The organism is Streptomyces sp. NPDC002602, assembly GCF_042889445.1.
Taxonomy (GTDB): Bacteria; Actinomycetota; Actinomycetes; order Streptomycetales; family Streptomycetaceae; genus Streptomyces.
The window spans coordinates 700874-719649 of the sequence record NZ_JBIAQX010000002.1 but is presented as its reverse complement, the minus strand read 5'-3'; the positions used below and the strand labels follow the sequence as shown (position 1 = coordinate 719649).

General features: G+C 73.3%; 16 protein-coding genes. 6 read left to right on the top strand and 10 right to left on the bottom strand.

All coding sequences use genetic code 11. The features are described 5' to 3' along the window. Positions 1 to 36 precede the first annotated feature (36 nt). The 5 genes from ACFYW3_RS08555 to ACFYW3_RS08535 form a co-directional block, all read right to left on the bottom strand. On the bottom strand, positions 37 to 1077 hold the full coding sequence (locus tag ACFYW3_RS08555) for an ABC transporter substrate-binding protein (protein ID WP_351755557.1): 1041 nt from the start codon (positions 1075 to 1077) through the stop codon (positions 37 to 39). Between the two features lie 152 nt (positions 1078 to 1229). Then, positions 1230 to 2390, bottom strand: coding sequence for an acyl-CoA dehydrogenase family protein (locus ACFYW3_RS08550; RefSeq protein WP_351755554.1), 1161 nt, complete (start codon positions 2388 to 2390; stop codon positions 1230 to 1232). A 7-nt stretch (positions 2391 to 2397) separates the two neighbouring features. Then, the gene (locus tag ACFYW3_RS08545) at positions 2398 to 3315 is read right to left on the bottom strand and encodes a hydroxymethylglutaryl-CoA lyase (protein ID WP_389385982.1); all 918 of its coding nucleotides are present in this window, start codon (positions 3313 to 3315) and stop codon (positions 2398 to 2400) included. 11 nt (positions 3316 to 3326) lie between these two features. Next, on the bottom strand, positions 3327 to 5336 hold the full coding sequence (locus ACFYW3_RS08540; protein ID WP_389385895.1) for a biotin carboxylase N-terminal domain-containing protein: 2010 nt from the start codon (positions 5334 to 5336) through the stop codon (positions 3327 to 3329). A 16-nt stretch (positions 5337 to 5352) separates the two neighbouring features. Next, positions 5353 to 6969 (bottom strand): carboxyl transferase domain-containing protein, encoded by a 1617-nt coding sequence (locus tag ACFYW3_RS08535; protein WP_053674723.1) that lies wholly within the window; start codon positions 6967 to 6969, stop codon positions 5353 to 5355. 99 nt (positions 6970 to 7068) lie between these two features. Between ACFYW3_RS08535 and ACFYW3_RS08530 the strand changes: the two genes are divergently transcribed. Further along, positions 7069 to 7647, top strand: a complete 579-nt coding sequence (locus ACFYW3_RS08530) for a TetR/AcrR family transcriptional regulator (protein WP_351755550.1) — start codon at positions 7069 to 7071, stop codon at positions 7645 to 7647. Positions 7648 to 7703: 56 nt separating this feature from the next. Further along, positions 7704 to 8525: a phosphatase gene (locus ACFYW3_RS08525; RefSeq protein WP_389385981.1), complete on the top strand. Its 822-nt coding sequence runs from the start codon at positions 7704 to 7706 to the stop codon at positions 8523 to 8525. 73 nt (positions 8526 to 8598) lie between these two features. Here the strand turns inward: ACFYW3_RS08525 and ACFYW3_RS08520 are convergent, their stop codons facing one another. Next, positions 8599 to 9507: an SDR family NAD(P)-dependent oxidoreductase gene (locus ACFYW3_RS08520; RefSeq protein ID WP_351755547.1), complete on the bottom strand. Its 909-nt coding sequence runs from the start codon at positions 9505 to 9507 to the stop codon at positions 8599 to 8601. Positions 9508 to 9550: 43 nt separating this feature from the next. On the opposite strand from ACFYW3_RS08520, the gene ACFYW3_RS08515 reads away from it, so the two are divergent. Both ACFYW3_RS08515 and ACFYW3_RS08510 read left to right on the top strand, forming a co-directional pair. Next, entirely contained in the window at positions 9551 to 10000 is a 450-nt protein-coding gene (locus tag ACFYW3_RS08515) for a MarR family winged helix-turn-helix transcriptional regulator (RefSeq protein ID WP_389385894.1), read from the top strand. 76 nt (positions 10001 to 10076) lie between these two features. Further along, a complete protein-coding gene (locus tag ACFYW3_RS08510; protein WP_389385893.1) occupies positions 10077 to 10907 on the top strand; it encodes a DUF4253 domain-containing protein in 831 nt (276 codons plus the stop codon). Between the two features lie 87 nt (positions 10908 to 10994). On the opposite strand, the gene ACFYW3_RS08505 is transcribed toward ACFYW3_RS08510, so the two are convergent. The 4 genes from ACFYW3_RS08505 to ACFYW3_RS08490 form a co-directional block, all read right to left on the bottom strand. Next, a complete protein-coding gene (locus ACFYW3_RS08505; RefSeq protein WP_267799520.1) occupies positions 10995 to 11873 on the bottom strand; it encodes an acyl-CoA thioesterase II in 879 nt (292 codons plus the stop codon). A gap of 38 nt (positions 11874 to 11911) precedes the next feature. Beyond that, the gene (locus ACFYW3_RS08500; RefSeq protein ID WP_351377512.1) at positions 11912 to 13069 is read right to left on the bottom strand and encodes an acyl-CoA dehydrogenase family protein; all 1158 of its coding nucleotides are present in this window, start codon (positions 13067 to 13069) and stop codon (positions 11912 to 11914) included. 254 nt (positions 13070 to 13323) lie between these two features. Continuing rightward, a complete protein-coding gene (locus ACFYW3_RS08495; RefSeq protein WP_389385892.1) occupies positions 13324 to 13848 on the bottom strand; it encodes a CAP domain-containing protein in 525 nt (174 codons plus the stop codon). Positions 13849 to 14175: 327 nt separating this feature from the next. Next, entirely contained in the window at positions 14176 to 15990 is a 1815-nt protein-coding gene (locus ACFYW3_RS08490; RefSeq protein ID WP_389385891.1) for a helix-turn-helix domain-containing protein, read from the bottom strand. A 112-nt stretch (positions 15991 to 16102) separates the two neighbouring features. Between ACFYW3_RS08490 and speB the strand changes: the two genes are divergently transcribed. Both speB and ACFYW3_RS08480 read left to right on the top strand, forming a co-directional pair. After that, positions 16103 to 17065 (top strand): agmatinase, encoded by a 963-nt coding sequence (gene speB, locus ACFYW3_RS08485; RefSeq protein ID WP_053674744.1) that lies wholly within the window; start codon positions 16103 to 16105, stop codon positions 17063 to 17065. A gap of 5 nt (positions 17066 to 17070) precedes the next feature. Continuing rightward, on the top strand, positions 17071 to 18756 hold the full coding sequence (locus ACFYW3_RS08480) for a thiamine pyrophosphate-binding protein (RefSeq protein WP_389385890.1): 1686 nt from the start codon (positions 17071 to 17073) through the stop codon (positions 18754 to 18756). Positions 18757 to 18776 lie beyond the last annotated feature (20 nt).

The window sequence follows — 18776 nt, the reverse complement described above, 5'->3', positions numbered from 1 at the left end:
GCGGCGCCGGTCGGGCGCCGGGAATCAGCCGGTGGGTCAGCTGACCTTCTTGGCGCCCTGGATGGACTTCGCCAGGTCCTCCAGCAGTTGGGCGCACTTCTCGTACGAGAAGATCGGCTCGGTCACCCGCGGGGTGATCTGACCGGCCTTGACGGCGGGCATCTCGGCCCAGGTCGGCTTGGCCGCCAGGTCCTTCGGCTGCAGGGTGCCGGTGCGGTTGTCGAGCAGGATGACGTCGGCCTTGTACTTGCCGGCGTTCTCCCAGCTGAGGCTCTCGAAGAAGCCGCCCTCGTCCAGCTTCTCCGGGATGACGAACTCGACGCCGAGCGACTCGAAGTACTTCAGGTCGGCGGAGGTCTTCGGGGTGGAGGCGTAGAACAGGTCGGCCGCGCCGGAACCGACGAGCACCTTGATGCCCGGGTTCGCCTTGGTGGCCTCGCGGACCTTGGCGGAGGCGGCCTCGAAGCGGGCCTTGGCGTCCACGGTCTTCTTGGCGTTCATGTCGGCGCCGAGGGACTTGGCGAGGTCCGCGGTGCGGGCCAGCGCCTTGTCCATGCTGACGTCGCCGCCGACCTTGATCGCGGCGGCCGGGGCCAGCTTCAGGATCTTGTCCTTGGAGGCCTCCGGGACGTACCAGTACGAGCCGTCCCAGGAGTTGGTGACCAGCAGGTCGGGCTGGAGGGCCGCGTACTTCTCGACGTTGAACTCGTCGTAGACGTTGCCGAGGATCTCGACCTTGGATATGTCCATCGAGCCGGCCTGGACGTCGGGCTTGCCGTCGGCGGTCTTGGTCGGGCCGAAGACGCCCTTGACGCTCACGCCGTAGTCGTGAAGGGCGGCGGCGGTGCCGGTGAAGGCGACGACGTTCTTCGGGGTGGCCTTCGTGGAGACGTCCTTGCCGAGGTCGTCCTTGAAGGTCCAGGGGCCCGAGGCCGCAGCGGTCTTGTCCGCCTCGCCGGCCCCGTCCTTCGCCTTGTCGGTGCCGCCGCACGCGGAGAGCGCCGCGACGAGGCTCAGGGCACCGCCGGCCGCGATGAGACCGCGGCGGGTGAGGAGGGAGGATCGGGACTTGGGCATGTCGATGTCCGCTTTCGTGCGTGCCGGGCGACCACTGGGCCGTTCGAAGGGAAGGTTAGCCTAACCTTGGCCGAAAACGATAAGGGGGCCCTAAGTTTCTCGGGCCCCCTCGTGTGAGCTGTCGCACGACCGACCTGTCGGTCGGCCATCGGTCAGCCGGCGAAACCCAGTTCGCGGGCGATCAGCATGCGCTGCACCTCGCTCGTGCCCTCGCCGATCTCCAGGATCTTGGAGTCCCGCCACATGCGGGCCACCGGGTACTCGTTCATGAACCCGTAGCCGCCGTGGATCTGGGTGGCCTCGCGGGCGTTGTCGACGGCGACCGTGGAGGAGTACAGCTTGGCGATGGCCGCCTCCTTCTTGAACGGCTCGCCGGCCACCAGCCGCGAGGCCGCGTCCCGCCAGCCCACACGGGCCATGTGGGCGCGCATCTCCATGTCCGCCAGCTTGAACTGGATGGCCTGGTTGTCGCCGATGGGCCGGCCGAAGGCCTTGCGCTCCTTGGCGTACTTCACCGACTCGTCGACACAGCCCTGGGCCAGGCCCGTGGCGAGCGCGGAGATGGCGATGCGGCCCTCGTCGAGGATCCGCAGGAACTGGGCGTAGCCGCGGCCCTCCTGGCCGACCAGGTTGGCCAGGGGCACCCGCACGTCCTGGAACGACAGCTCACGGGTGTCGGAGGAGTTCCAGCCGACCTTGGAGTACGGGGCCGCCACCGTGAAGCCGGGCGTGCCGGACGGCACGATGATCGAGGAGATCTCGGGCCGGCCGTCCGCCTTGCGCCCGGTCACCGCGGTGACCGTGACCAACCCGGTGATGTCCGTACCGGAGTTGGTGATGAAGCACTTCGAGCCGTTGATCACCCACTCGTCGCCGTCCTTGACGGCCGTCGTGCGGGTGCCGCCCGCGTCCGAGCCGCCGTCCGGCTCGGTCAGACCGAAGGCGCCCAGCACCTCGCCGGAGCACATCTTCGGCAGCCACTCCCGCTTCTGCTCCTCGGTGCCGAACAGGTGGATCGGCATGGCGCCGAGCGAGACGCCGGCCTCCAGGGTGATGGCGACAGAGGAGTCGACGCGGGCCAACTCCTCCAGGGCGATGCCCAGGGCGAGGTAGTCGCCGCCCATGCCGCCGTACTCCTCCGGGAAGGGCAGGCCGAACAGGCCCATGCGGCCCATCTCGCGGACGATCTCGTACGGGAACTCGTGCCGCTCGTACAGGTCGCCGATCTTGGGGGCGACGACGTCGTGCGCGAAGGCCTCGACGGTGCGGCGGAGTTCCTCGTGCTCGGGGGTGAGCCGGTGGTCGAGGGACATGTCTTCGTTACTCCTTGTGGGAGAGGGCGCGGACGGTACGGGAGGGGCTGGGGCGCCCCAACCGCTCGGCCATCCACACGCTCGTGGCGGTGAGTGCGGCCAGGTCGACCCCGGTCTCGATGCCGAGGCCGTCGAGCATCCACACGAGGTCCTCGGTGGCCAGGTTGCCGGTGGCGCTCTTCGCGTACGGGCAGCCGCCGAGGCCGCCGGCGGAGGCGTCGACCGTGGTCACGCCGTGCCGGAGCGCGGCGAGGGTGTTGGAGAGGGCCTGGCCGTAGGTGTCGTGGAAGTGGACGCCGATCCGATCGGTCTCCACGCCCTCCTCGTCGAGCCCGTCGAGGAGGGCGCCGACATGGCCCGGGGTGGCCACGCCGATGGTGTCGCCGAGGCTCAATTCGTCGCAGCCGAGGTCCAACAGGGCCTTGGCCACGGAGACCACCTGCGGGACGGGCACGGCGCCCTCCCAGGGGTCGCCGAAGCACATGGAGAGGTACCCGCGCACATGGGCGCCCTGCTCCTTCGCCCGGGCCACCACGGGTTCGAACATGGCCAGGGACTCGGCGACGGTCCGGTTGAGGTTGCGGGCCGCGAAGGTCTCCGTCGCGGAACCGAACACCGCGATCCGATCGGCCCCGAGGGCGAGCGCGCGGTCCAGGCCGCGCTCGTTGGGGACGAGGACGGGCAGGTCCGCGGACACGTCGGAGAGCAGCGGGAAGAGCTGCTCCGCGTCCGCGAGCTGCGGCACCCACTTGGGGTGGACGAAGCTGGTGGCCTCGATGGTGGTGAGGCCGGCCGCGGCGAGCCGGTGGACGAACTCGGCCTTCACCTCGGTCGGTACGGGCGTCTTCTCGTTCTGCAGTCCGTCGCGGGCACCCACCTCGTGGATGCGGACGCGGGTCGGCAGCCCGGGATCGGGGACCGTCATGGGCAGACCGTTCACTCGGCGCCCTCCTCTTCCTCCGGGGTGACCACGGCCAGGATCTGGTCCATGGCGACGGTGGTGCCGGGCGTCACGTCGAGCTCGGTGACCGTGCCGGCGTGCGGGGCGGAGATGACGTGCTCCATCTTCATCGCCTCCACCACGAGCAGGCTCTGACCGGCCGCCACCCGGTCCCCGACGGCCACCTTCACGACGGTGACGGTGCCGGGCATCGGGGCGGCCAGCGTGCCCGCGCCGCCGTGGCCGCGGCCGGTGAGCGCCGCGGCGACGGGGTCGTGGCGCTGGAGGTGCCAGGAGTCGCCGTCGCGCCCGAGCCAGGTGCCCTCCGGGGACGCGGCGTGGCTGAAGCGGTGGGTGACGCCGTCGAGTTCCACCGTGACCGTGTCGGGGGTCCGGGCCACGATCCGGCCGCGGGCCGGGGTGCCGGAGCCCCCGGGGAGGATCTCCGTGTCCCGCCCGGCCGGGCGGGTGCGCACCTCCACCGGGTCCTGGCCGGGGAGGCGCAGGTGGTGGACCGTCCAGGCGGGGGTGCCGCCCAGGCGCCAGCCGTCGGCGGCGTCGAACGGGTCCACCCACCCTCCCGGCCGCGCGGGCGCGGGCTCCTCGGCGAGCAACGCCGCCGCCGCGTACACCTCGTCCGGGATCCCCTCCGGGAGCAGCGACGCCAGGTCGCGTTCGACCAGCCCGGTGTCGAGGTCGCCCGACACCACGTCGGGGTGCGCCAGCAGCCGCCGCAGGAAACCGGCGTTGGTCTGCACGCCCAGGATCACGGTGTCCGCGAGGGCCCCCCGCAGCAACCGCAGGGCGCTCGCGCGGTCCGGCCCGTACGCGATGACCTTGGACAGCATCGGGTCGTAGGCGGAGCCCACCGGCACGCCGGCCGTCAGACCGGAGTCGGTGCGCACCGCTCCGCCGTTCGGCTCCGACAGGGCCAGGACCGTACCGCCCGAGGGCAGGAAGCCGCGGGCCGGGTCCTCGGCGCAGACGCGGGCCTCGATGGCGTGGCCGGTCAGGGTCACGTCCTCCTGCCCGAACCCGAGGGGAGCCCCCGCCGCGACCCGCAGTTGCTGTTCGACCAGGTCCAGTCCCGTGATCAGTTCCGTCACCGGGTGCTCCACCTGGAGGCGGGTGTTCATCTCCATGAAGTAGTACGAGGACGGGTCGCCGCCCGGCACGATGAACTCCACGGTGCCCGCGCCGACGTACCCGCAGGAACGGGCCGCCTCCACGGCCGCCGCGCCCATCGACGCCCGCAGTTGCGGCGTCAGCAGGACCGACGGGGCCTCCTCGACGACCTTCTGGTGGCGCCGCTGGAGCGAGCACTCCCGCTCGCCCAGGTGCACCACGTTGCCGTGCGCGTCGGCCAGCACCTGGATCTCGATGTGCCGTGGCCGGTCCACCCACCGCTCGACGAGCAGGGTGTCGTCACCGAAGGAGGACCGGGCCTCACGGCGCGCCGCGGCGATCTCCTCGCCGAGCAGCTCCGCGTCGCGGACCAGCCGCATGCCCTTGCCGCCGCCGCCCGCGGAGGGCTTCAGCAGCACCGGCATGCCGATCTTCTCGGCGGCGGAGACCAGTTCGGCGTCGGTGAGGCCGCTGCCGGAGGAGCCGGGGACGACGGGCACGCCCGCCTCCTTCACCGTCTCCTTCGCCCGGATCTTGTCGCCCATCAGGGAGATCGCGCTCGCCGGGGGCCCGATGAAGGCCAGCCCGGCCTCCGCGCAGGCCGCGGCGAAGGCGGCGTTCTCCGCGAGGAAGCCGTACCCGGGGTGGACCGCCTCGGCGCCGGTGCGGCGGGCCGCGTCCAGGAGCCGCTCCACCGACAGGTAGCTCTCGGCGGCCGCCTCCGGACCGATCCGGACGGCCGTGTCGGCCTCCCGTACGTGGCGGGCGTCCGCGTCGGCGTCGCTGAAGACGGCCACGGAGCGGATGCCGAGCTCCCGCAGGGTGCGGATGACCCGGACCGCGATCTCGCCGCGGTTCGCGACCAGAACAGTGCTGAACATCGAAGAGGTCCTCACGTCACATGCGGAAGATGCCGAAAGCGGAGTCGCCCAACGGGGCGTTCGCGCACGCGGTCAGGGCCAGCCCGAGCACCTGCCGGGTCTCCATGGGGTCGATGACCCCGTCGTCCCAGAGGCGGGCGGTGGCGTAGTAGGCGTTGCCCTGTTCCTCGTACTGCGCGCGGACCGGTGCCTTGAAGGCCTCCTCGTCCTCGGCCGGCCAGTCCTGGCCCGCGCCCTCGATCTGGTCCCGCTTGACGGTGGCCAGCACGGAGGCCGCCTGCTCGCCGCCCATCACCGAGATCTTCGCGTTCGGCCACATCCACAGGAAGCGCGGCGAGTAGGCCCGGCCGCACATCGAGTAGTTGCCCGCCCCGTAGGAACCGCCGACGACCACCGTCAACTTCGGGACCCGGGCGCACGCCACGGCCGTCACCATCTTGGCGCCGTGCTTGGCGATGCCGCCCGCCTCGTAGTCCCGGCCGACCATGAACCCCGAGATGTTCTGGAGGAAGAGGAGCGGGATCCCGCGCTGGTCGCACAGCTCGATGAAGTGCGCGCCCTTCTGGGCGGACTCGGAGAAGAGGATGCCGTTGTTGGCGATGATGCCGACCGGGTGTCCGTGGATCCGGGCGAAACCGGTGACCAGCGTCTGCCCGAACTCCGCCTTGAACTCCTGGAAGCGGGATCCGTCCACGACCCGGGCGATGACCTCGCGGGCGTCGTAGGGGGTGCGGGAGTCGACCGGCACCGCGCCGTACAGGCCGTACGGGTCCACCTTCGGCTCCTCGGGAGCCTCCACCGACCAGGGCAGGGCCGCGCGGTCGGGCAGCGTCGCCACGATGTTCCGTACGATCCGCAGCGCGTGCGCGTCGTCCTCCGCGAGGTGGTCGGTGACGCCCGAGATCCGCGAGTGGACCTCGCCGCCGCCGAGCTCCTCGGCCGTGACGACCTCGCCCGTCGCGGCCTTCACCAGCGGCGGGCCACCGAGGAAGATCGTGCCCTGGCCGCGCACGATGACGGCCTCGTCGCTCATGGCCGGGACGTACGCCCCGCCGGCGGTGCAGGAACCGAGCACGGCCGCGATCTGCGGGATGCCGGCCCCGGACATGCGGGCCTGGTTGTAGAAGATGCGGCCGAAGTGCTCCCGGTCGGGGAAGACCTCGTCCTGCATGGGCAGGAAGGCGCCGCCGGAGTCGACCAGGTAGAGGCAGGGGAGACGATTCTCCAAAGCCACCTCCTGGGCGCGGAGGTGCTTCTTGACGGTCATCGGGTAGTAGGTGCCGCCCTTGACGGTGGCGTCGTTCGCGACGATGACGCACTCGCGACCGCTGACCCGGCCGATGCCCGCGATGACCCCGGCGGCCGGGGCCGCGCCCCCGTACATGCCCTCGGCGGCCAGCGGGGCCAGCTCCAGGAAGGGCGATCCGGGGTCGAGGAGGGCGTCCACGCGGTCGCGGGGAAGCAGCTTCCCGCGGGCGGTGTGGCGGGCGCGGGCCCGCTCCCCGCCGCCCAGGCGGGCCGCCTCCAGCCGGGCGCGCAGGCCCTCGGCGAGTTCGCGGTGGGCGGCCTCGTTGGTCCGCCAGGCCTCGGACGCCGGGTCCGCGGCGCTCGTCAGCACTGGTGCCTGCTGCATCGGTCGAGCTCCCTTGCTCGGTGCACGCGGTTAATGGTCGTTAACGCGTATGGACCTTAGGTTAACGAGCGCTAACGGCCCTGTCTAGAATGGTTTCCCATGAGCACCAGAGCGGCCGCCCCGACCCGTCGCGAGCAGATCCTCAGTGAGGCCGCTCGTCTCTTCGCCGAGCGCGGCTTCCACGGCGTCGGAGTGGACGAGATAGGGGCCGCGGTGGGCATCAGCGGCCCCGGCCTGTACCGGCACTTCGCCGGCAAGGACGCCATGCTCGCCGAACTGCTCGTCGGGATCAGCGAGCGGCTGCTCACGGGCGGCCGGCGGCGCGCCGAGGAGGCGGCCGGCGACCCGGCGGCGCTGCTGGCCTCGCTCGTCGAGGGCCACATCGACTTCGCGCTCGACGACCGGGCGCTGATCACCCTGCACGACCGGGAGCTGGACCGGTTGCGGGAGGCCGACCGCAAGCTCGTACGACAGTTGCAGCGCCAGTACGTCGAGCTGTGGGTACAGGTCGTGCGCGAGCTGCACCCCGAGGTGGGGGAGGCGCGGGTACGGGTCTCCGTGCACGCGGTCTTCGGCCTGCTGAACTCCACCCCGCACCTGGCGGCGCTGGGCCGGGAGGCCACCGAGTCCCTGCTGCGGCGGCTGGCGAACGGCGCCTTCGGGGCGCTGTCGGGGTGACGCCCGGCGTCCGCGGGTCGAAATGGTTCCGGCGCGTGACGGCGCGCGACGGCAGAATGGGCCGTATGCCGAAGCCGATAGAGACGCCCGCCCAGTCCTCTCAAGCGCCGAGCCGCGCCGAACTCGTCGACCACCTGGTCCGCACGCGGATCGCGGGCGACGTCGCGACCTCGCGCGAGAACAACCTGTCCCACTACCGCAAGCTCGCCAACGGCGACCGCCACTACTGGCTGGGCCTGGAGCTCGGCGACCGCTGGAGCGACGAGCAGGACGTGCTCGCCGTGATGGCGGAACGCTGCGGAGTGGTCGACGACGCGACCCACCGGCACGGCCAGGACACCATCGACCCGGAACTGACGGTCGCCGCCCTGGACCGGCTCGCGGCCCGACTGCGCAAGGCCGCGTCGGACCGGCAGAGCGTCCTGCTGGCCACCGGGCACCCCGGCGGCCTGCTGGACGTCCACCGGGCGACCGGCGAGGCCCTGCGGGCGGCCGGTTGCGAGATCGTGGTCATCCCGCGCGGGCTGGTCGCGGACGAGTGCTCCGTGTGGCAGTTCGCCGACGTCGCCGTGCTGGAGCGGGGCGCGACCCTGTGGCACACCCACTCGCCGGAGCCCATGGCCGCGATCCTGGACGGGCTGGCGGCCGAGGGGCGCCCCCAGCCGGACCTGGTCCTGGCCGACCACGGCTGGGCGGGCTGCGCCGCGCAGCGGGGTCTGGACGCGGTGGGCTACGCGGACTGCAACGACCCCGCCCTGTTCCTCGCCGAGGCGGAGGGCACCCTCCAGATCGCGATCCCGCTCGACGACCACGTCCGGGACCCGCGCCACTACGACCCGATGGTGGCCTACCTGCTGGACGCCGCGGGCCTGGCCTGAGGGCCGCCGGCGCCGGCCGGGGCGTGCGCCCCGCCCGACGGGTCGGGCCGCGAGGGCCGCGTCGCGGGTGTGGTCACTTCAGCCAACCGCCGGTGAAGTCCTGGACGGCCGAACCGTCGAGGTCCGCCAGCTTCATGCCGACGAAGTCCCGCGCCCAGTCGGAGGTCTGCACCCGGAACGGCATCCGCTCCGCGGTCAGCGCCTCGACGACGGGAGCGGCGGCCTCGGCCGAGGTCTGGGCGTGGTCGTAGGCCTGTGAGGTGCGCCCGAGGTAGGCCTGGAGCGCGGGGGCGTACGGTCCGGCCTCGGTGAGCAGGGTCGGTACGTCGACCCCGATGCTGGCGACGAACTCGCTGGTGACGGCGCCCGGTTCGACGACGGCCACCTGGACACCGGTGGTGGCGGCGACCGGGGCGAGCGACTCCATGAAGCCCTCGACGGCGAACTTGGCCGCGCAGTAGGCCTCGTTGAACGGCTGGCCGATCATGCCGCCGACGCTCGTCACCGTGACGACCCGGCCGCCCGAGGCGCGCAGGTGGGGGAGCGCCGCCCGGGTGACCTCGACGACGCCGAAGTAGTTGACCTCCATCGCGGCCCGGACCGGCTCCATGCCGTGCTGTTCGATCGTGCCGACGAACCCGGCGCCCGCGTTGTTCACCACCGCGTCGAGCCGGCCGTGTTCGGCGACGACCTCCGCCACGCAGCGGGCCACGGAGTCGGCGTCGGTCACGTCGAGCGGCTTGACCTGGATCAGGTCGGAGACGCCGGCTTCGGCGGCCGCCTCCAAGAGGGCGTCGGCACGGCCGGTGTCGCGCATGGTGGCGACGGTGTGCAGGCCCGCTCGGGCGGTGGCGACCGCGGCGGCCAGGCCGATGCCGGTGGAGGTGCCGGTGATGAGGACGACCTTGGGGCCGGTGGGGGTGGGGGTGGCGGACATGGGGGTCTCCTGAGGATCGACATTTCTGTGCGTGCACACACACATTAGCCATGTGTGCGTGTGCACGCAATTAGGTAGGCTTCTCGACATGGCGCACACCGAGCTCTCCATGGGCGGACTCACCCCCCGCGACCACGCCTTCTACGGGCTGGTCTGGGCCGGCACCACCCTCACCGCCCGGGTCGACCAGGCCCTCACCCGCCGGCACGACCTGCCACTCTCGTGGTTCGAGGTGATGCTGTGGCTCCACGCCCAGCAGGAGCCGGTCGCCTCCTCCGAGCTGGGGGCCAGGACCCTGCTCAGCCGCAGTCAGGTCTCCCGGGTCGCCGACTCGCTCCAGGCGCGCGGCCTCGTCGAGCGGATACCCTCCCCGACCGACGCGCGCTCCGTGCGGATCGCCCTGACCGACGCCGGTCGGCGCGCCTTCCAGGAGGCCGACGCCACGCGCCGCGAGGCCCTCGCCGAGGTCTTCGACGACCGGCTCGATGATGCGGACATCGCCGCGCTCGGCGCGATCTGGGCCAAGCTCAAGGCGTAGGCCGTCCTTTCGCCCCGACCGGCAACGGCGCCCGGACGGGCGGGCGTTGTCAGTGTCGGCGCCTACGGTCGCCCCCATGACCAAGACGTCGAACCCGCTGTCCGTGCTGTCCGCCGACCCGCGAGGCCGTTCCCTGGGGCTCGCGTTGCCGCCCGGCACGCTGATCGACGGGCCCGGCCGACGGTTCGCGCGCCGGCCGCCCCTGGTGTGGGTCTCCGACGAGCCCGTGGGCCCCGGAGCGCTCGCCGTCCACCGCGGCCCGGCACGGGCGGCCGGCCTCCAGGCGGTGCTGTTCCAGGGCCGCCGCGGCCTGGAGAGCTGGTGGACCCGCGGCGAGCTGCGGCCCCGCGAGATGTCCGCACCCGACGACCACCACGTGGAGCCGGTCCTGCGCGCGTACTGGGCCGGGGCGGTTCCCGACCCCGAGGAGGGAGCGGAGGGCGCGGAGCTGATCGCGCCCTTCGGCCGGGAGTGGCCGGGGCTCGCCGAACCCGGGGTCCCGGACGGGGACCCGGAGGAGCAGGCCGTCGCCCGGGCCGACGAACTGATCCGGGAGGGCGTCCTGCCGAGCCCCCGACTCGCCCTGATTTCGGCGGCCCGGGGAGCGGACGCGCCCACGGCGATGGGGTGGCGCGGCCCCCTGAACCACGAGAGCGACACGGCTCGCGTCAGCACCGTCCTGCGCTCCTGGGAGGACCGCTACGGCGCCCGCGTCCTCGCCCTCGGCTTCGACGAACTCCACCTCTCGGTGGCCGCCCCGCCCGCGACGCGGGCCGCCGCCCTCCCCGTCGCCGCCGAGCACTTCGCCCTCTGCCCGGACAACGTCTGGCAGGGCTCCGGCAGCGTGCACGCCTACGCGGACGAGGCCGTCGTCGGCGCGCGGACCTGGGGATTCTGGTGGGACTGAGGAAAGCGTCCCGGCCTCGGCCCCGCCCGCCCGTTTGCCCGGCCGGCGGTTCGCCCGGCTGCTCGACCGGCCGTACCGGCCGCGGACTCAGCCGCGCGGGACGCGCACCACGCCCTCCTGGATGACGGTGACGGCCAGCCGCCCGTCCTGGGTCCAGATGCGGGCCTGCCCCAGACCCCGGCCGGCGGCGGCCGAGGGGGACTCCTGGTCGTACAACAGCCACTCGTCGGCGCGGAACGGCCGGTGGAACCACATCGCGTGGTCCAGCGAGGCGCCCACCACGTCACCGACGGCCCAGCCGCCCCGGCCGTGCGCGAGCAGCACCGAGTCGAGAAGGGTCATGTCCGAGACGTACGTGGCCAGGCAGGTGTGCAGCAGGGCGTCGTCGCTCTCCAGCTTCCCGGCGGTGCGGAACCACACCTGCGAGCGCGGTTCGACCGGCTGCCCGACGCTGCCCCACGGAGGGGTCGTCGCGTACCGCAGGTCCACCGCGCCCCGTGCCTCGATCAGCCGCTCCACCGTGTCCGGGTCGCGGAAGATGCCCCGGTACGCGGGCAGGGCCTCGGCGGCGGTGGGCAGGGTCTCGGGATCGGGGGCGTCCGGCATCGCCGTCTGGTGGTCCAGCCCCTCCTCGTACGTCTGGAACGACGCGGAGAGGTGGAAGATCGGCTGGCCGTGCTGGACGGCCACCACCCGGCGGGTGGTGAAGGAGCGCCCGTCGCGGATCCGGTCCACCGAGTACACGATGGGCGCGCCGGGGTCGCCGGCGCGCAGGAAGTACGAGTGCAGCGAGTGCGCGGTGCGGTCCCCGGGCACGGTCCGACCGGCCGCTACCAGCGCCTGGGCCGCGACCTGTCCGCCGAAGACGCGCGGTACCAGCGCCGAACGGCTGGTACCGCGGAAGATGTTCTCCTCGATCTGCTCCAGGTCGAGCAGATCGAGGAGCGTCGTCAGAGCCTCGTTCATGGGGGGAAGGGTAGGTCCCGCGAGGGGTCCGGAATCCCTTACAGGCCCATGGACTTGGCGATGATGGACTTCATGACCTCGCTGGTGCCGCCGTAGATGCGGTTCACGCGGTTGTCGGCGTACAGGCGGGCGATCGGGTACTCGTTCATGTAGCCGTAACCGCCGTGCAGTTGGAGGCACTTGTCGATGACGCGGTGCGCGACCTCGGTGCAGAACAGCTTCGCGGACGCGGCCTCGGCGGCGGTCAGCTCACCCGCGTCCAGGGCCTCCAGGGCGCGGTCGGCGACGGCCTCGGCCGCGTCCACCTCGGCCTGGCAGGAGGCCAGTTCGAACTTGGTGTTCTGGAAGTGCGCCACCGGCTTGCCGAAGACGGTGCGGTCCGTCACGTACTGCTGGGCGAACCGGACGGCGGCCTTGGCCTGGGCGTACGCGCCGAAGGCGATGCCCCAGCGCTCCGAGGGCAGGTTCGCGCCGAGGTAGTAGAAGCCCTTGTTCTCCTCGCCCATCAGGTCCTCGACCGGGACCTTCACGTCGACGAACGCCAGCTCGGCGGTGTCGGAGGTGCGCAGGCCCAGCTTGTCGAGCTTGCGGCCGATCGAGTAGCCCGCGGACTTGGTGTCCACGGCGAAGAGGGAGATGCCGAAGCGGCGGTCGTCCTCGCGCGGGGAGGAGGTGCGGGCGCAGACGATCACCCGGTCGGCGTGCACGCCACCGGTGATGAAGGTCTTGGAGCCGTTGAGGACGTAGTGCGTGCCGTCCTCGGAGAGCTTGGCGGTGGTCTTCATGCCCGCGACGTCGGAGCCGGTGCCGGGCTCGGTCATCGCCAGCGCCCACATCTCCTCGCCGGTGACGAACTTCGGCAGGAAACGCTTCTTCTGCTCGTCGTCGGCCAGCATCTTGATGTAGGGCAGGGCGAGCAGCACGTGCACGCCGGAGCCGCCGAAGTTGACGCCCGCGCGGGAGGTCTCCTCGTAGAGGACGGCCTCGAACTTGTGGGTGTCCAGGCCCGCGCCACCGAACTCCTCGGGCACGTTGATGCCGAAGATGCCCAGCTCACCGAGCTTGTAGTAGAAGTCGCGGGGCGCCTGGCCGGCCTGGAACCAGTCGTCGTAGACCGGTACGACCTCGGTCTCGATGAAGTCCCGGATGGTCTCGCGGAACGCCTCGTGGTCCTCGTTGAAAACGGTACGGCGCACGGCCGGACTCCCTTCGTCGCGGCGGTCCGCCGCTTATGTCTAAGCGCTTGCTCATACAAAGTTACCGGCGAGTTGTCCATCCGTCCAGAGAGAGGCGCGGCACACCGCGCGCAGCGCCCGGCACGGGCCTGCCGGGCGCTGCGCGCGAACGGTCGAAAGGGGGGGCGGGAAGGGGGTGCGTACGGTGCGGTCCCGACCTCGCGTCGCCCCGGTGGACGGGGGCCGCCGGTCGGGCGGTCGGGCGTCCGGGCGGGTCAGGAGTAGTGGCACACGGTGACCCAGCCGCCCTGGACGTCGGCGCCGCTCCTCGCGCCGCAACCCATCCTGGTGTAGTTCGGCTGGACCATGTTGTAGTAGTGGCCCCAGTCCCGGTACGAGGGGCTGTTGGTGTCGTGGTCGGGCCCCGCGGCGTCGTAGGCGCCCTTCTCGGAGGCCCACTGGCCGACCGCCCCGTCCGGTCCGACGCTCGATATGTTCTCGGCGACGTTGATCGAGCTGTGGTTCAACTGGTTGCCCGCGGAGGACTGCGGGTCGTCGGCCCATCCCTGGGCCTGGTTCGCGAGCCCGCCGTCCCAGCTGAGGGGCGGCCGGCCGTTCTGTTGGCGGACGCTGTTGGTCTCGGCGAGCATCGACTGCTGCTCGGCCGGGCCGACCGCCGACGGGAGGCCCGCGGAGGCGGCGACGGTCGCCGAGGCGCCCGTCGCCAGCAGTAGGCCTCCGGCCATCAGGGCCGCCGAGGCGGCGGCCGTGGCACGGCGGTGTGTCCGGGTGTGGTTCATGGCGACCTCCTGGTCGCACGGGGGCATGCGGGAAGGTCCGGCGCACGTGGGGGCGGTCCCGGTGACGGGCCGCACGGCCGGCTCGGGGCGATGGCTCCAAGTGGCCATCGGCGAGACGAGATCCGGTCGGCGGCCCCCGCCGCCTCCGGTGAGTCCAGCGTATGTCCGGGGTATGCGTGCGGCGACCGGAGCCGGGGCGGCCCCCGTTGCCGCGCGGGCCGCCGGTGGACGCGCCCCGGGAGCGGGCAACTCCCTTGTGTCCGCGCTCTCTTCGCGGCCGTGGGCGGTAGGGCGGCAGGGTGGCGGGGGTCCGTGCGGGGACGTCCGTCAGGCCCGGGGTTCGGGCGGCGGCGACCCCGCGGGCGGAGCGGCGGCCCAGCGCAGGGCGAACCACAACTCCATCCGTACGTCCGCGTCGTCGGGGTCCCGCTCCAACAGGGCCGCGCAGCGGGCGATGCGCTGGCGGACCGTGTTGCGGTGCACGCCCAGAGCCGCCGCGGTCCGGTCCCAGCTTCCGTGATGGGCCAGCCAGCCGCGCAGGGTCTCCCGCAGCACGGGGCTCAGCGGAGCCAGCACCGCCTCGGCGTGTGCGCGGGCCTCGGCTTCGCCCACCAGCCCGGCGACACCGGTGTCCGCGTGCCGGGCCAGGGGTGCGCGGGCGCTCTCGGCGCGCTGGAGGGCGCGGGCGGCCTGCGCGTCGGCGGCGGCCAGCGCCGCGGGATCGGCCGGCGCGGGCGAACTCACCCCGAGCCGCCAGCCCGCCCGGGGGCCGGGATCGCGCGGGGTGAGGAGGCGTACGAGGGTGCCCTCGGCGGCGTACAACGGGGTGCCGAGCGCCGAGGCCAGGGCGGCGGGGTCGCCGCCGCCGCGGGCGTGCACCGCCGTCCACGGGCCGGGCCCGAGCGCCTGGGCGGGGGTCGCGCCGAGCAGTAGCCGGGTGAGGGCGGCCGCCTCGCCGGACCCGCCGGGCCGGTCGGCGGTGAGCAGGGTCAGCAGCACGGCGGCGATCGAGGCGATCGTCTGGTCGCCCGGCGCGCGCAGCGGGGTCGCCACCGCGAGCACCGGCCCGGGGGGAGCGGAGACGGCCTGTGAGCCGGGGTCGGCGGGGGGAGGCGGGGTGCCGGTCCCCGCGCCCGGCCCCGGCCCCGCGCCGACCCCCGCGCCCGTCGGGTCGGCGGCGGCGCCGGTCGGGCGGCGGCCCAGGGCGTACACCGACAGGTGCCAGCCCGCCGCCCGGTCGGTGGCGGTGGCCGGGCCGGGCGCGCCCACGTGGCGGGCCAGGGCCGCCAACGCCTCCCGGGCCCCCTCGGGAACCGGCCGTCCGGCGGCACGGTCCGGCGCGCCCGGGGTGACCAGGGCCGCGTGCCCGGACAGGGCGGTGGCCAGCCGGGCCAGGACCGACGGGACCGGGTCGGGGCGCGCCGCCGCGGCCGCCAGGGACTGCTGGGCCTCGGCGACCCGGCGCAGTTCGGCCGTACGGGCCTGCGCCATCAGCCGCCAGACGGCGCGGGCCACCGCCGTGAAGGGGGTGCCCGGCGGGACCTCCACGAGCGGCAGTCCGAGCGCGGCGCAGGCGTCCGTCAGCTCCCGCGGCACGGTCCCGTGCACGGGGGTGACGCCGAAGCCGAGCGCGGCCACCCCGGCCCGCACGAGCCGCTCGACGTACCGGAGCGCACTCGCCGCGCCCCGGTCCGCCTCCGACCGCGCTCCGTCGCCCGTCGACCGGTCCGCTCCCGACCGCGCTCCGTCGCCCGTCGACCGGTCCGCCTCCGACCGCGCTCCGTCGCCCGTCGACCGGTCCGCTCCGGCCGGCGCCCCGTCGGCCGGGGCCCGCGCGCCGCCGTCCGCCTCCCTCACCGCCCCAGGCGTGTCGCCCCCGCCCAGCCAGGCGCCCGCCGTCAGCAGCAGTTCCCCGCCGAGAAGGTACGGGGACGGGTCCGGCATCTCCGAGGCGTGGACGGCGTGGACGGCGTGGACGGTGTGGATGGCGTGGACGGCGTGCGCGGAGGCGACCGCGGCCGCGGAGGTGGTCCCCCCGCCGCCCGGCGCGAGCACGCGCAGTCCCAGCTCCCGGTCCGCGAGCAGGGCCCCCAGTTCCACGCCGGGGGTGGGCGGCTGCTGCTCCTGCACCACGCGCGGCATGGATACTCCGTATGGATCGGGGGGTCCGGGTGGATGAAACGTACACTTCGTGACCCCGGGATGTCCGTTTACGCTCGAAGGACCGCACACCCCCTCCGGAAGGCACCCCCTGATGAGCACGCAGCCGCGCGGACCCGTCGACTCCTCCCGCATCCCGCGCTACGCGGGCCCCGCGACCTTCGCCCGGCTGCCCCGCCTCGACGAGGTCGGCTCGGCCGACGTGGCCGTCGTCGGCGTGCCCTTCGACTCCGGCGTCTCCTACCGCCCGGGCGCCCGCTTCGGCGGCAACGCCATCCGCGAGGCCTCGCGCCTGCTGCGCCCGTACAACCCGGCGCAGGACGCCTCCCCGTTCGCGCTCGCCCAGGTCGCCGACGCCGGGGACATCGCCGTGAACCCCTTCAACATCAACGAGGCCGTCGATCAGGTCGAGGCCGCCGCCGACGAGCTGCTCGGCGCCGGCTCCCGCCTGATGACCCTGGGCGGTGACCACACCATCGCCCTCCCGCTGCTCCGCTCGGTCGCCAAGAAGCACGGCCCGGTCGCGCTGCTCCACTTCGACGCGCACCTCGACACCTGGGACACCTACTTCGGCGCCGAGTACACCCACGGCACCCCGTTCCGCCGCGCCGTCGAGGAGGGCATCCTCGACACCGAGGCGCTCTCGCACGTCGGTACCCGCGGCCCGCTGTACGGCAAGCAGGACCTGACCGACGACGCCAAGATGGGCTTCGGCATCGTGACCTCCGCCGACGTCTACCGGCGCGGCGCCGACGAGGTCGCCGACCAGCTCCGCCAGCGCATCGGCGACCGCCCGCTGTACATCTCCATCGACATCGACGTGCTGGACCCGGCGCACGCCCCCGGCACCGGCACCCCGGAGGCGGGCGGCATGACCTCCCGCGAGCTGCTGGAGATCATCCGCGGACTGTCCTCCTGCAACCTCGTTTCCGCCGACGTGGTCGAGGTCGCCCCGGCGTACGATCACGCCGAGATCACCTCGGTCGCGGCCTCGCACACCGCGTACGAGCTGACCACGATCATGTCGCGACAGATCGCGCAGGCGAAGGGCAAGTAAGCGAAGTGACGCACGACCACGACCTGGTACTCCGTCCCACCGAAGCCCAGAGGGCGGCGGCCCTCGCGCCGCCCCCGGGGCGGACGGGCGGGGACCTGGTCGTGGAGACGCTGCGTTCGCTCGGCGCCACCACCGTGTTCGGGCTGCCGGGGCAGCACGCCCTGGCGATGTTCGACGCGGTGGGGCGGTCCGATCTGCGGCTGGTCGGGCTGCGGGTCGAGAACAACGCGGCCTTCGCCGCCGACGCGTACGGCCGGCTCACCGGCGAGGCCGTCCCGCTGCTGCTGTCCACCGGCCCGGGCGCGCTGACCGCCCTGCCCGCCCTCGCGGAGGCCGCGGCCGCCTCCGCCCCCGTACTGGCCATCTCCTCCCAGGTCCCGAGCGCGGGCCTCGGCGGGGGCCGGCGCGGGCACCTGCACGAACTGCGGGACCAGGCCGCCTCGTTCCGCGAGGTCGTGAAGTCCGTCCACATCGCCCGCACCCCCTCCCAGATCCCCTCGGTCGTCGCCGAGGCCTGGGAGTCGGCGCTGACCGCCCCGCACGGGCCCGTCTGGGTGGAGATCCCGGAGGACGTCCTGCGCGCCGAGACCGTGATCCCGCAGGTCACGGGCGTGGACGCGACCCCGCACGAGCTCGCCCCGCGCCCGGAGCTCACCGCCGTGGCCGCGCACTGGCTGGAGAACGCCGAACGCCCGGTGATCATCGCGGGTGGCGGGGTCGTGCGCTCCGACGCGGCCGGCAAGCTCAAGCAGCTCGCGGAACGCCTGAACGCCCCGGTCGTCACCACCTTCGGCGGCAAGGGCGCCTTCCCGTGGACGCACCCGCTGTCCCTCCAGTCCTGGCTGGAGGACCGCCACATGACGGACTTCCTGGAGGACGCGGACGTCCTGCTCGTCGTGGGCTCGGGGCTCGGCGAACTCTCCTCGAACTACCACACCTTCTTCCCCGAGGGCCGGGTCGTCCAGATCGAGGCGGACCTCGGGAAACTGGAGTCGAACCACGCGGGCCTGGGCATCCACGCCGACGCCCGACTCGCCCTCCAGGCCCTCCTGGAGACGGTGTCCGAGCGCCCCGACCCGGCGGCGCCCGAGCGCGTGCGCCTGGTCCTGTCCGCCATCGCGGCTCGACTCGCGGAGCAGGACCTGGCCCTGGAGCAGCGGCTCCTGACGTCGATCCGCGCCGCCCTTCCCGCCCGTTCCCCGTCCTTCTGGGACATGACGATCCTGTCCTACTGGGCCTGGTCCGCCTTCGACGCCAAGCACCCCAACACCATGCACTCGGCCCAGGGCGCGGGCGGCCTCGGCTACGCCTTCCCGGCCGCCCTCGGCGCCTGCGTCGCGGAACCGGGCACCCCGGTCCTGGCCGTCTCGGGCGACGGCGGCGCGATGTACTCGCTCGCGGAGCTGGCCACCGCCCGGCAGCACGACCTCGACGTCACCTGGCTGATCGTGGACGACGGCGGCTACGGCATCCTGCGCGAGTACATGACCTCCGCGTTCGAGGGCCGTTCGACGGGTACCGAACTCGGCCGCCCCGACTTCGTCGCCCTGGCCGCCTCCTTCGGCGTACCGGCGGCCACCACCACCCCGGAGACCCTCCGCGAGGACCTCGCCAAGAGCCTCGCCACCCCGGGCCCGTCGGTCCTGGTCCTCCCGACGACCCTGCGGATGTTCGCCCCGACGCACCTCTAGTGCTTTGGCCGGCAGGGTTC

Coding starts and splice junctions, on each gene's coding strand:
- ACFYW3_RS08555 (WP_351755557.1), bottom strand. CDS start 1,077: ATGCCCAAGTCCCGATCCTCCCTCCTCACCCGCCGCGGTCTCATCGCG.
- ACFYW3_RS08550 (WP_351755554.1), bottom strand. CDS start 2,390: ATGTCCCTCGACCACCGGCTCACCCCCGAGCACGAGGAACTCCGCCGC.
- ACFYW3_RS08545 (WP_389385982.1), bottom strand. CDS start 3,315: ATGACGGTCCCCGATCCCGGGCTGCCGACCCGCGTCCGCATCCACGAG.
- ACFYW3_RS08540 (WP_389385895.1), bottom strand. CDS start 5,336: ATGTTCAGCACTGTTCTGGTCGCGAACCGCGGCGAGATCGCGGTCCGG.
- ACFYW3_RS08535 (WP_053674723.1), bottom strand. CDS start 6,969: ATGCAGCAGGCACCAGTGCTGACGAGCGCCGCGGACCCGGCGTCCGAG.
- ACFYW3_RS08530 (WP_351755550.1), top strand. CDS start 7,069: ATGAGCACCAGAGCGGCCGCCCCGACCCGTCGCGAGCAGATCCTCAGT.
- ACFYW3_RS08525 (WP_389385981.1), top strand. CDS start 7,704: ATGGGCCGTATGCCGAAGCCGATAGAGACGCCCGCCCAGTCCTCTCAA.
- ACFYW3_RS08520 (WP_351755547.1), bottom strand. CDS start 9,507: ATGTGTGTGTGCACGCACAGAAATGTCGATCCTCAGGAGACCCCCATG.
- ACFYW3_RS08515 (WP_389385894.1), top strand. CDS start 9,551: ATGGCGCACACCGAGCTCTCCATGGGCGGACTCACCCCCCGCGACCAC.
- ACFYW3_RS08510 (WP_389385893.1), top strand. CDS start 10,077: ATGACCAAGACGTCGAACCCGCTGTCCGTGCTGTCCGCCGACCCGCGA.
- ACFYW3_RS08505 (WP_267799520.1), bottom strand. CDS start 11,873: ATGAACGAGGCTCTGACGACGCTCCTCGATCTGCTCGACCTGGAGCAG.
- ACFYW3_RS08495 (WP_389385892.1), bottom strand. CDS start 13,848: ATGAACCACACCCGGACACACCGCCGTGCCACGGCCGCCGCCTCGGCG.
- ACFYW3_RS08490 (WP_389385891.1), bottom strand. CDS start 15,990: ATGCCGCGCGTGGTGCAGGAGCAGCAGCCGCCCACCCCCGGCGTGGAA.
- speB (WP_053674744.1), top strand. CDS start 16,103: ATGAGCACGCAGCCGCGCGGACCCGTCGACTCCTCCCGCATCCCGCGC.